Source organism: Comamonas sp. MYb21, assembly GCF_037479395.1.
In the GTDB taxonomy this organism is placed as follows: domain Bacteria; phylum Pseudomonadota; class Gammaproteobacteria; order Burkholderiales; family Burkholderiaceae_C; genus Comamonas.
Genome location: NZ_JBBGZC010000010.1, coordinates 95297 through 106408, shown reverse-complemented (window position 1 = coordinate 106408; position 11112 = coordinate 95297). Strand labels below are relative to the sequence as shown.

Annotated in this window: 12 protein-coding genes; 9 read left to right on the top strand and 3 right to left on the bottom strand. The window is 63.4% G+C overall.

The window, feature by feature from the left end:
- Positions 1–213 precede the first annotated feature (213 nt).
- The 4 genes from WH367_RS15855 to WH367_RS15840 all read left to right on the top strand — a co-directional run bounded on the left by WH367_RS15855 (position 214) and on the right by WH367_RS15840 (position 4052).
- Positions 214–1170, top strand: coding sequence for an ABC transporter substrate-binding protein (locus WH367_RS15855; protein ID WP_339519355.1), 957 nt, complete (start codon positions 214–216; stop codon positions 1168–1170).
- Positions 1171–1243: 73 nt separating this feature from the next.
- Entirely contained in the window at positions 1244–2104 is an 861-nt protein-coding gene (locus tag WH367_RS15850) for an ABC transporter ATP-binding protein (protein ID WP_339536829.1), read from the top strand.
- Positions 2105–2125: 21 nt separating this feature from the next.
- Complete coding sequence (locus WH367_RS15845; protein ID WP_339536828.1) at positions 2126–3034, top strand: ABC transporter permease; 909 nt, start codon at positions 2126–2128, stop codon at positions 3032–3034.
- A 571-nt stretch (positions 3035–3605) separates the two neighbouring features.
- Positions 3606–4052, top strand: a complete 447-nt coding sequence (locus tag WH367_RS15840; RefSeq protein ID WP_021026373.1) for an IPTL-CTERM sorting domain-containing protein — start codon at positions 3606–3608, stop codon at positions 4050–4052.
- A 131-nt stretch (positions 4053–4183) separates the two neighbouring features.
- Here the strand turns inward: WH367_RS15840 and WH367_RS15835 are convergent, their stop codons facing one another.
- On the bottom strand, positions 4184–4939 hold the full coding sequence (locus WH367_RS15835; protein ID WP_339536827.1) for an SDR family oxidoreductase: 756 nt from the start codon (positions 4937–4939) through the stop codon (positions 4184–4186).
- A 137-nt stretch (positions 4940–5076) separates the two neighbouring features.
- Between WH367_RS15835 and WH367_RS15830 the strand changes: the two genes are divergently transcribed.
- Positions 5077–5991, top strand: coding sequence for a LysR family transcriptional regulator (locus WH367_RS15830; RefSeq protein ID WP_339536826.1), 915 nt, complete (start codon positions 5077–5079; stop codon positions 5989–5991).
- A 23-nt stretch (positions 5992–6014) separates the two neighbouring features.
- Here the strand turns inward: WH367_RS15830 and WH367_RS15825 are convergent, their stop codons facing one another.
- Positions 6015–6935: a LysR family transcriptional regulator gene (locus WH367_RS15825; RefSeq protein ID WP_339536825.1), complete on the bottom strand. Its 921-nt coding sequence runs from the start codon at positions 6933–6935 to the stop codon at positions 6015–6017.
- Between the two features lie 137 nt (positions 6936–7072).
- Here WH367_RS15825 and WH367_RS15820 point away from each other — a divergent pair, with 137 nt between their 5' ends.
- The 3 genes from WH367_RS15820 to WH367_RS15810 are packed head-to-tail and all read left to right on the top strand — an operon-like array spanning position 7073 to position 9354.
- Positions 7073–7444, top strand: coding sequence for a DsrE family protein (locus tag WH367_RS15820; RefSeq protein WP_339536824.1), 372 nt, complete (start codon positions 7073–7075; stop codon positions 7442–7444).
- A 49-nt stretch (positions 7445–7493) separates the two neighbouring features.
- Positions 7494–8426, top strand: coding sequence for a pyridoxamine 5'-phosphate oxidase family protein (locus WH367_RS15815; protein WP_339536823.1), 933 nt, complete (start codon positions 7494–7496; stop codon positions 8424–8426).
- Positions 8427–8433: 7 nt separating this feature from the next.
- On the top strand, positions 8434–9354 hold the full coding sequence (locus WH367_RS15810; protein ID WP_339536822.1) for a PDR/VanB family oxidoreductase: 921 nt from the start codon (positions 8434–8436) through the stop codon (positions 9352–9354).
- Between the two features lie 35 nt (positions 9355–9389).
- Here WH367_RS15810 and WH367_RS15805 read toward each other — a convergent pair whose 3' ends face one another.
- Positions 9390–10322 (bottom strand): LysR family transcriptional regulator, encoded by a 933-nt coding sequence (locus WH367_RS15805; RefSeq protein WP_339536821.1) that lies wholly within the window; start codon positions 10320–10322, stop codon positions 9390–9392.
- Between the two features lie 119 nt (positions 10323–10441).
- Here WH367_RS15805 and WH367_RS15800 point away from each other — a divergent pair, with 119 nt between their 5' ends.
- Complete coding sequence (locus tag WH367_RS15800) at positions 10442–11110, top strand: RraA family protein (protein WP_021026381.1); 669 nt, start codon at positions 10442–10444, stop codon at positions 11108–11110.
- Positions 11111–11112 lie beyond the last annotated feature (2 nt).

The window sequence follows — 11112 nt, the reverse complement described above, 5'->3', positions numbered from 1 at the left end:
TAACCACTAAAAATGCTGCAGTGCAGCGAAAGCGCACTGAAAGGGTGCAGTTTCTAGACTCTGTTCCTATCCGGTGCATTATGCGGTCGCCCAGCTCGGGGAGCCACTACTGCAGATGCCAGGACCACAACTTCAAGGAGACACTGCATGACCCCATTCCACGCTACCCGCCGCCATGCCTTGGCAGCCATCGCCGCTGCTGCTGGCTGCTGCATGGCCAGCACGGCTGCCCAGGCGGCAGACGACACGGTCACCATCATGGTGGGCGGCATCAACAAGATCATCTACCTGCCCGCCAAGCTGGCCGAGTCGCTGGGCTACTTCAAGGAAGAGGGCCTGAAGGTGGAACTGCAGTCGCAGCCTGCCGGCGTGGATGCGGAAAACCAGCTGATCGCCGGTGCCGTGCAAGGCGTGGTGGGTTTCTACGACCACACCATCGACCTGCAGGCCAAGGGCAAGGAGATCCAGGCCATTGCGGTGTTCTGCAAGGTGCCCGGTGAGGTCGAGCTGGTGTCCACCAAGGCGGCCGCAGGCGGCTTCAAATCGATGGCCGATGCCAAGGGTAAGACCCTGGGCGTCACCGGCCTGGGCTCGTCCACCGAGTTCCTCACCCGCTACCTGGTCGACAAGGAAGGCGTGGCCAGCAAGGACTACTCGCTGCTGCCCGTGGGCGCTGGCAATTCCTTTATCGCCGGCATGAAGCAGGACCGCATCCAGGCGGGCATGACCACCGAGCCGACCGTGTCGCAAATGCTCAAGACCGGGGACGCCAAGGTGCTCGTCGACATGCGCAGCGAAGAGGGCACCCAGGCGGCGCTCGGCGGCCTCTACCCTGCGGCCAGCCTGTATGTGCGCAACGAATGGGCCGCCAGCCACAAGGACCAGGCTGCCAAGCTGGCCCGCGCCTTTGGCAAGACCATGCAGTACATCAGCAGCCACAGCGCCGAAGAGATTGCCGAGAAGATGCCCAAGGACTACTACGGCAATGACAAGGAGCTGTATGTGGCGGCGCTGAAGGCTTCGCTGCCCATGTACACCAAGGACGGCAAGATGCCCGAAGGCGGCCCAGAGACGGTGCTCAAGGTGCTGTCGGCCTACAAGCCCAATGTGAAGAGCGCGCACATTGACCTGGCCAAGACCTATTCCAACGCCTACCTGAGCGCCAAGTAAAAAGCGGCGCAAGCCGCCCAGCAGCGCGGCCAGGCCGTGCTGCCCGCAATCCACACCCACAGGGGAGACCACCATGTCCTATGCTACCCAGGCGGTTGCCAGCCAGCAACCGTCCAGCACCGTTCAGCCCAAAAATGCCGCTGCCTCTGCAACCCAGGCCGATGCGGCCATTGAATTCGACAAGGTGTCGCTGCGCTTTATTGCGCCAGATGGCACAGCCACCTTGGCGCTGCGCAATTTTTCGATGTCGGTGGCCAGGGGCGAATTCATCGCCATCGTCGGGCCCACTGGCAGCGGCAAATCCACGACGCTGAACCTGATCACCAGCTTGCTGCAGCCGACAGTGGGTGAGGTGCGCGTGATGGGCAAGAAGGTCGAGCAGATTGATCCGCGCATCGGCTTTGTGTTCCAGGCCGATGCCGTCTTCCCCTGGAAATCGGTGCGTGACAACGTGGCCGCCGGCCCGATCTTTCGCGGCACGCCGCGTGCGCAGGCGCTCAAGCTGGCCGACGAGTGGATCCACCGCGTGGGCCTGGCCAGCTTTGGCAACCACTACCCGCACCAGCTCTCGGGCGGCATGCGCAAGCGCGTGGCGCTGGCGCAGACCTTTATCAACCAGCCAGAAATCCTGCTGATGGACGAGCCCTTCTCGGCGCTGGACATGCAGACCCGCACCCTGATGCAGGATGAGCTGCTGCGCCTGTGGTCGGCCTCCGGCGGCTCGGTGGTGTTTGTGACCCATGACCTGGAGGAAGCCATTGCGCTGGCCGACCGCGTGTTTGTGCTGACGGCCCGCCCCGCCACCTTGAAGCGCGTCTACGAGATCGACCTGCCACGCCCCCGCGTGATGAGCGAGGTGCGCTACGACCCGCAGTTCATCGACCTGTCCAAGCGCATCTGGGATGACCTGCGCGAAGAAGTCCATATCCAGTAAACACAAGGCAAGGAACACACCATGTCTGAACTCACCCTGAACCCTAACGCCGCGCGCAGCCCGGCACCCGTGTCGGCTGCGGCAGACCACACCCCCGCTGCCGTCAGCGACGCCGCGCTCGCGCAGGAATCCATTGCCGCGCAGGCCGCCATCAAGCGCCGCAAGGCCGTCATCATCGGGCTGCGCCTCTTGGTGCTGGTGCTGGTCCTCGGCGGCTGGGAAGTCTCGGCCCGCATGCATTGGATCGACCCCTTCTTCTACTCGATGCCCTCGATGATCTGGAACCAGATTGTGGAGTGGATGCGCGACGGCACATCGCAAGGCCCGCTGTGGCAGCAGGTGCTGGTCACGTTGGAAGAAACGGTGATCGGCTTTCTGATCGGCTCCATCGCTGGCGTCATCTGCGGCATTGTGCTGGGCCGCAACAAGCTGCTGTCCGATGTGTTCTCCATCTACATCCAGATCGCCAACTCCATCCCCCGCGTGGTGCTGGGCTCGGTGTTCGTGATTGCGCTGGGCCTGGGCATGGCCTCCAAGGTGGCGCTTGCTGTCGTGATGGTCTTCTTTGTGGTGTTTGCCAACGCCTTCCAGGGCGTGCGTGAAGCCGACAAGTACATGATCGCCAATGCCCAGATCCTGGGTGCATCGCCGCGCCAGGTCACCCTGTCGGTGGTGATTCCATCGGCTATGTCCTGGATTCTGGCCAGCCTGCATGTGAGCTTTGGTTTTGCACTGGTCGGCGCCGTGGTGGGCGAGTTCCTCGGCGCCAAGGAAGGTATCGGCCTGTTGATCTCCACCGCGCAGGGCGCATTCAACGCCAGTGGCGTGTTCGCCGCGATGATCGTGCTGGCCGTGGTGGCCCTGGGCGCCGACTTCTTGCTGACCCGCCTGGAAAAACGCCTGCTCAAATGGCGCCCCGCCGCCTTCTGATGCCCTGACCTTTGATCCATACGCAAGCGCGGCCCTGGCCCGCTTGCCTGTCTCCTCGCCGGTGGACCAAGCGCTCTCTCGCTTACCGGCCTTCAGCCAGCTCCGCCAACCGAGCTGGCTTTTTTTGTGTATCAACCAGGTTTGGATAATTGACAATTTGGTTAAAAAATCTACTTTGCATGCGTCGTTCAAGAAGGTGTCTATCTCGTACAAAAGGTTGATTGTTATTGTTTTTATTGAAAAAAATGAATTGATATAGGTCAATTTTTGCCATAACTGTGCTGGGTCCGCTGTTAACATATTGGTTCCTAGTGCAACTGCATGTATCAGTATGTTCCCCACTTTTCGTTTGGCTTCTGCAGTACTTCTCAGCCTCGGCACGCTCCACGCAGCCCATGCCGCTCAACAGTGTTTTGTCAGTGGCAGCGGTGGCGCTACCACCTATGGCGCCGTCACCGCTACCGTGAGCGGAACCTGTCAAGACAACACGATTACTCAAGGGCCTTTTGAGCCAGGTACAGCCCAACTCACAGGCGGCGCACAGTCGTGCACCTACACCTTTGACAAACCGTTGCAGACCAGTACAGTAAGCATCAAGGCCCACGGAATCCGGACCCTGGGTTCGTCGCTGCGTGTGCGCCTCAACGGTGATCTGTACCAATCCGTTGCTGCAGACATTGGCGAGCCGCTGGCGGGCAGTAGCGCAACCAACCCGTTGGTGATCAAGGACACCGGATACACCGGAACGGCATCCCCCTTCTCGTCCGGTACTTTGACGCTGACCAACAATCCTCCGGCCACCGTCAACAGCATCACCGTGGCGATGAGCGGGGGCTGGCCGGGCTGGGTCCAGGTCTGTGCCGACGATGGTGCAGTGACCACACCGGTCGCTCCCACGGTATCGGTGCCCGTGCCCACGCTGTCCGAATGGAACCTGGTCCTGACCTCGGGCCTGCTCGCTGGTGTGGGCTTCTTTGCCTTTATGCGCAAAAAGCGCACTGGCCGCTCAGCCGCCTAAGCCTTTTCGCTGCCAGGACGAGGCCCGCGCATGCGGGCCTTTTTTGCGGCTGGGCGCAGCACGCAGTCCTTGCGGGAGATGGGCAGCTCGCTGCGCTTGCAACCCACTGCTTTATACCTGCACCCCATGCCTCAGACCTGCGCCATGCCCCCATCGACAAACAGCTCGGTGCCGGCGATGAACTTGGCTTGCGGCGATGACAGGAACAGCACCGCATCCGCGATTTCATCGACTTCGCCGACGCGGCCGATCGGCACCTGGCTGGCCATATAGTTCAGCAGGCCTTGTTGCTGCGCGGCATCGTTGCCGGCCAGCTCGACCAGGCCAGGGGTGCGGATGGGGCCGGGGCTGACGACATTGACGCGGATGCCGCGCTCCTTCAGATCCAGCGTCCAGCTGCGGGCGAGATTGCGCACGGCGGCCTTGGAGGCGCTGTAGATGCTGAAGGCGGCGGTACCTGTGGAGCCGACGACCGAGCCGGTCAGCACGACGGAGGCGCCATCGCGCAGCAGCGGCAAAGCTTTTTGCACGGTAAACACGAGGCCCTTCACATTCGTGCCAAAGGTGGCGTCGAAATGCTCCTCGGTGATGGCGCCCAGGGGCAGCATCGAGCCACCGCCGGCATTGGCGTACAGCACATCGATTTGCGCATGGCTTTGTTGCACGGCGTCGTAGAGGCGGTCAATGTCGGCCAGTTGGGACATGTCGGCCCGCACACCGGTAGCACGGGGGCCAATCGCCTGGACCGCCTTGTCCAGCTCTTGCTGGCGGCGGCCGGTAACAAACACATAGGCGCCTTCGCTGGCAAATTTCTTGGCGGTGGCCAGGCCAATACCGCTGGTGCCACCGGTGACTACGACGACCTTGTTGTCAAACTTGCGTTCCATTTTTCCTACTCCTTTGATGTGTGCGCCGAACCGTTCGTCGCAGTGATGTAATGATGCAGGTGGAACAAAGTTTTGAGTAGGCGGTCAAAATGGATATCATTGTTCCAATATTGAGACAAAAACCGGAAGCGAGGCCCATGCGAGATATCAACGACTACGCGCTGTTTGCCGAGGTGGTGCTGCACAGCGGCTTTGCTGCGGCGGGCCGTGCGCTGGGCATGCCCAAGTCCACCTTGAGCCGGCGCATTGCGGCGTTGGAGTCGCGCTTGGGTGTGCGGCTGATCGAGCGCTCCACCCGGCGCTTTCGGGTGACCGAGGTGGGCCAGGCTTTTTACGAGCGCTGCCGCACCATCGTGCTCGATGTGCAGCAGGCCGATGCCGTGGTGTCCGATGCGCTGGGCGAGCCCCATGGCGTCGTGCGCTGCAGCTGCCCCTTGGGGCTGATGGAAATCCTCTCGCCCACCTTGACCGATTTTTTGCAGACCTACCCCAAGGCGCAGCTGCAGATGGTGGCCGCAGACCGGCCCGTCAACCTGATCGACGAGCGCATCGATGTGGCCATCCGTGTGCGCACCAGCTTGACGACCGATGCCGCCCTGGTGATGCGCACGCTGGGCCATTCAAGCCGCATTCTGGTGGCTGCGCCCAGCCTGGCCAAGCAGTGCAAAAAGGGCGATCTGCAGCTGCTGGGCGAGCTGCCCACCTTGGCCAGCACCGAGCAGACCGGCACCATCAGCTGGGAGTTCTGGGATGGCGATGGCCAGCCCAGCGCCATCACGCACACGCCCCGCATGACCTGCGCCGATTTTGGCGCGCTGCGCTCAGCGGCCTTGGCTGGCCTGGGCATTGCGCTGTTGCCCGAGCACTTTTGCAGCAAGGAGCTCGAGCGCGGCAGCCTCGTCCATGTGTTTCCGCAATGGCGCACGGAGACCGGCATTGTGCATATCGTGTTCACCACCAGGCGCGGCTTGCCGCCGGTGGTACGGGCATTTATCGAGCATCTGGCGGGGCGCTTCAAAGGCGAGCTAGCCGATACCGCGACGGCCAACTAGCGGCGCTGCTGCAGCCCAGCCTTTCAGCGCTTTTGTGCAGAAGGCGCAAACTCCCCCAGCCGCGCACGCAGCTGCTCAGCCAGATGCTCGACCAGGGTTGCCACCCGCGCCGTGCCATGGTGCTTGCTCGGGTAGACCAGGGACAGCGGGCGGGGCGCGGGTGTGTGGCCTGGCAGGATGCGTACCAGCTCGCCGCGCGCAATCGCATCGAGCACCTGGTAGTGCAAAAAGCGGCCAAAGCCCTGGCCGGCGATGCATCCGGCGATATTGCCGCCGACGGTGTTGCAGCGCATGCGGCCCTTTACCTTGACGCGCTCGGGCCGGCCCTTGCTGACAAACTCCCAGAGGTTGGCATCGCCCACCCCGCCAAACTCGATGCAGGGCAGCGCAGCCAGGTCTTGCGGCTGCTGGGGCATGCCGCAGGCGGCGACCAGGGCAGGGCTGGCGGCGATCACCTGGTGGATGTCCACAACATGGCGCGCCACCAGGCTGGAATCGGGCAGCGGCGCAATGCGCACGGCCAGGTCCAGACCTTCTTCGACCAGATTGACCACGCGGTCGAGCAGCAAGAGCTGCACCTCTACCTGCGGGTAGCGCTGCAGGTAGCTGGCCACCAGCGGGGCCACATGCAGCTCGCCAAATTTGACGGAGGCCGTCAGGCTGATGCTGCCCGAGGGCTCGGCCTGGGCCCGGCTCATGGCCTGTTCTGAATCGGCAACTGCAGCACGGATGGCCAGCGCATGCTCGCGGTAGGCCCGGCCCTCATCGGTGATGGCCAAGCGCCGGGTGTTGCGGTTGAAAAGGCGCACGCCCAGGTGCTTCTCCAGCGCAGCCAGGGTGCGCACCACACTGGGCAGGGACAGCTCCAGCGCCTCGGCAGCGCGGGTCAGGCTGCCCAAATCGGCAATCGCAAGAAAGACATCAATGGCGTGGAGGCGGTCCATGGGGTGGGTGATTACTGCAAAAAATGGAAGAATCAAATCAATTCTCTGGCATTTATCACGTTTGAGTAAATAGATAAATTTGCTTCCGTGGCGGCAACTCCCGTTTTCTTTCACAACGCCGCCCCAAAGGACTATTTATGAAAACCGTCATCGTTGTTTTTTCCGATCCCCAATCCGGCACGCAAGAAGCGCTGGGCCGTGTCGTGAACGCGCTGTTCCTGGCCTATGAGCTCAAGGAAAAGAACCGGGACTTCGACCTGGTGTTCCAAGGCGCGGGCGTGCGCTGGCCTGCCGAGCTGGTCAAGCCAGAACACCCCGGCCATGCGCTGTATGAAGCGGTGCTGGACCACATCGTTGCCTGCGGCGGCTGTGCCGATGTGTTTGGTGCGGGCGCAGGCCTGGCGCCTACCGGTATCGAGCTGGTGCGCGACAAGACCATCCCTGGCACCACCGGCGTGCTGGATCTGTCGCGACACATCGACGCCGGCCACACCTTGGTGACTTTTTAAGTCTGCCTGCTGACACCCGTTGCGAGCCTGCACCTGAGAAGGAACCGATATGGACGAAACCATCTTTCACCCTGGCGAGCGCCTGGTGCAGGAGCGCACGGGCGAGCGCGGCACCGCGCTCATCAACAGCCGCAGCATCAGCCCCGGCATTCCGGCGGCCGCACGCAACTTTGTGGGCCAGCAGCGCTGGTGCATAGTGGGCGCGGCCGATGCGGCAGGCGCCATATGGGCTTGCCTGCTGAGTGGCGAGCCCGGCTTTGTGCAGGCCAGCGATGACCTGCGCAGCCTGCAGGTGGCCAGCAGCGACCCGCAGGGCGTGCTGGCCTGCATGGCACCCATAGCGGATCTGCAGCCCGCGCAATCCATCGCCGTGCTGTTGATCGAGCTGCAGACCCGCAGGCGCCTGCGTATCAATGGCCATGTGGCACAGGCATCCGCGCAGGCGCTGGAGGTGGCGGTGGGCCAGGCCTTTCCGGTCTGCCCTCGCTATATCCAAAAGCGCGAGCTGCTGCCGCTGGAGGCAGAAGCGGCATCCGAGCACCGCACCCGTACCGCTGCCACCTCAGGCACGCTGCTCGATGAGGCCACATCCGCCTGGATTGCCGGCGCCGACACCTTGTTCATTGCCAGCCTGGGCCCCAGCGAGGATGCTGATGTATCGCACCGAGGAGGCCGGCCTGGCTTTGTGCAACAACAGGGCCAGGTGCTGCGCATCCCTGATTTCAACGGCAACAGCATGTTCAACACCTTGGGCAATCTGGAGCTGGAGTCGCGCTGTGGCCTGGTCTTTCCGGACTTTGAAGGCGCGCGCCAGTTGCAGCTGACCGGCCATGCGCGCGCCCATTTTGGGGTCGAAGCCGACATCGACCAGACAGGAGGAACCGGGCGCTGGATCGAGTTCCAGGTGGACAGCTGGCGCAGCACGCCGCTGAACCTGCCCCAGCGCTGGCGCCTGCTGGAAGCCTCGCCCTACAACCCTTGAGACTGTTATGGAACCCTTGACAAGCCTGGACCTGGTGGTTGCTGACAAGCAAGTCATCGCCACCGACATCGTGCGCCTGGTGCTGCGCCACCCCGAAGGCCAGCTGCTGCCCGGTGCAGAACCCGGCGCCCACATCGCCCTGGACCTGGACGGCCGCGTGCGGCGCTACTCCTTGCTGCACACCGGCCCGGCACTGGACCACTACAGCATCGCCGTACTGCGCACCGCGCAGAGCCAGGGCGGATCGCATTTCATCCACGACCAGCTGGCCGTGGGGGACAGGCTGCGCGTGCTGGAGCTGGCCCATGAATTCGCACTGCAGCCCGATGCACCGTACACGCTCTTGATCGGCGGCGGCATCGGCATCACGCCGTTGCTGAGCATGGCCGAGCATCTGCAGCAAGCAGGGCAAAGCTTTGCCTTGCACCAGATCGTGCACGACCTCGCCCGGCAGTGGCCGTTGGACCCAAGCCTGTCTGGTCAGACCCATATCGGCCGCAGCAGCCTGGACCTGCCCGGCTTGCTGGCCGCGCAAGTGCCCGGCAGCCAGGTCAATGTCTGCGGTCCTGCCGGTTTGGTGGGCGCCGTGCGCGCCGCTGCAGCGCAATTGGGCTGGGCGCCTGAGCGCGTCCACAGCGAGAGCTTTGGCGCGGCTGCCGATGCCAGCGATGGCCCATTGCGGGTCACCCTGGTCCAGTCGGGCCAGCGCATCGATGTGGCGCCCGGCCAATCGCTGCTCGATGCCTTGCTGGCCGCAGGTGCCTGGACGGGCTATGAGTGCCGGCGTGGTGTTTGCGGCGCTTGTTTGACCGAGGTGGTCAGCGGCACCCCCATCCACCGCGACAGCATTGCGCCTGCCTTGCGCGGCCATGCGATGTGTACCTGTGTGTCCTGGGCGGAGGGGCCGGAGTTGGCGTTGAATCTTTAACCGCCCACAGCGCAGCCAGGTGCAGTGCTGACAAGCTAGCCGGCCGAGGCTGCGTGGGTCTTCCTGGATGGGCGTTGCGCATGCAGCCAGGCGACTGCCTCGTCCAGCAAGGGATGGTGGCGCTCCGCATTCCAGGCGGCCGCAGCGGTGACCACCATGGTTTTCTCGCGCAGCGGGCGGACGACCACATTCTCGGGCGCCAGGCGCCGCATGGAAGCAGGCACCAGGGCCACGCCCTGGCCGCAGCTCACATAGGCGATCTGTGAAGACACCGAGCGCACCTCATGCATCACGCGCGGTGCAAAGCCCTGGGCGCGGCACACCCCCACCAGCATGTCGAAATACACCGGGCTGACCTGGCGCGACGACATCACCATGGGCTCGTGGCTCAGCGACTTGAGGCGGACCTGGGATTGGCCCGCAAGGGGGTGGTCTTTGCGCAAGGCGACGGCCAGCCGGTCCTCCATCATCGGCAAGGTGGCAATGCCCTGGCCCACATCGCCCTCCAAGCGTACAAAAGCCAGGTCCAGATCGCCGGCTTGCAGCGCGGGTATGGCATCGGCGCTGTCGATCTCGCGCACAAAGACCGTCACATGGGGGTGCTGGCTGCGCATGTAGTCCTGCAATGGCGGTACCGTGTCCAGCATGGCGGAGGTGATGGCGCCGACATGCAGCACGCCGGATTGCCCGGCTGCAACCTCGCGCACCACGCGCTCGAGCTGCTCCACCTGCAGTGCGAACTGCCGCACTGCTGGCAGGATGGCCGCGCCCGCAGGGCTGAGCTTGGTGCCACGCCTGGAGCGCTCGAACAGCTGCAACTTGAGCGAGTGCTCGAGCACCTTGATCTGCTCGGTTAACGGCGGCTGCGACATGGACAGGCGTGCAGCAGCCCGCCCAAAGTTCTGCTCCTCGGCCACGGCCAGGAACATCCACAGCTGGCGAATCAGGCGAAAGTCGATGTGGCTCATGGTGCTCTCCTTCGAGTGATATTTCTATTCTGATATTCGTATCAGAGAGATATTTGATAAGTATTTCACATATCAGATCGCGGACCGGATGATGCCAGCACTTCCCTGGAATGCACGCGATGACCCACTCAAATCTCCACCTTGAACGCCTCAGGGCGCTGGACACCAATACGGTCTCCGACGCGCTTGATTTTCTTGGCCTGCCCGGGGCCACGGTCGGCCTGCTGCCGCTGTGGAACTGCCCCAAGCTGGTTGGGCTTGCCAGCACCATACAGCTGGGCCGTAAGGGCGATGCCAAGCCTGCCGTGCACCTGATCTCTCCCGTCATCGATGCCGTGGTCTCGGATGACCGCGTGCTCGTGGTTGCCGGCGGGGTGGAGGGCATCTCCTGCTGGGGCGACATCCTGGCCAATGCCGCAGTTGCCAGGCAGGTGCGCGGCACCGTCATCGATGGTCTGAGCCGCGATATCGATGGCAGTGCAGACATTGGCTATCCCGTTTATGGCCGTGGACTGACCATGGTCAGCGCCCGCAACCGCGTGGTGCAGTTGCATGCGGCCCAGCCCGTGCAGATGGCTGGCGTCACCGTGCAGCAGGACGACTATGTGATTGCCGATCGCTGCGGCACGGTCTTCATACCAGCGGGCCGTATCGACGAAGTGCTGGACCTGGGCGAGCGCATTGCCCATCGCCAGGACGGCATGGTGGCCGCCGTGCGCGCGGGGCGCTCCGTGGCCGAGGTCATGCATGACCGGCAGTTTGAAGCGATTGCCGCGCAGCCGCAGTGATC

Coding starts and splice junctions, on each gene's coding strand:
- WH367_RS15850 (WP_339536829.1), top strand. CDS start 1,244: ATGTCCTATGCTACCCAGGCGGTTGCCAGCCAGCAACCGTCCAGCACC.
- WH367_RS15815 (WP_339536823.1), top strand. CDS start 7,494: ATGGACGAAACCATCTTTCACCCTGGCGAGCGCCTGGTGCAGGAGCGC.
- WH367_RS15855 (WP_339519355.1), top strand. CDS start 214: ATGGCCAGCACGGCTGCCCAGGCGGCAGACGACACGGTCACCATCATG.
- WH367_RS15835 (WP_339536827.1), bottom strand. CDS start 4,939: ATGGAACGCAAGTTTGACAACAAGGTCGTCGTAGTCACCGGTGGCACC.
- WH367_RS15805 (WP_339536821.1), bottom strand. CDS start 10,322: ATGAGCCACATCGACTTTCGCCTGATTCGCCAGCTGTGGATGTTCCTG.
- WH367_RS15845 (WP_339536828.1), top strand. CDS start 2,126: ATGTCTGAACTCACCCTGAACCCTAACGCCGCGCGCAGCCCGGCACCC.
- WH367_RS15800 (WP_021026381.1), top strand. CDS start 10,442: ATGACCCACTCAAATCTCCACCTTGAACGCCTCAGGGCGCTGGACACC.
- WH367_RS15830 (WP_339536826.1), top strand. CDS start 5,077: ATGCGAGATATCAACGACTACGCGCTGTTTGCCGAGGTGGTGCTGCAC.
- WH367_RS15825 (WP_339536825.1), bottom strand. CDS start 6,935: ATGGACCGCCTCCACGCCATTGATGTCTTTCTTGCGATTGCCGATTTG.
- WH367_RS15820 (WP_339536824.1), top strand. CDS start 7,073: ATGAAAACCGTCATCGTTGTTTTTTCCGATCCCCAATCCGGCACGCAA.
- WH367_RS15810 (WP_339536822.1), top strand. CDS start 8,434: ATGGAACCCTTGACAAGCCTGGACCTGGTGGTTGCTGACAAGCAAGTC.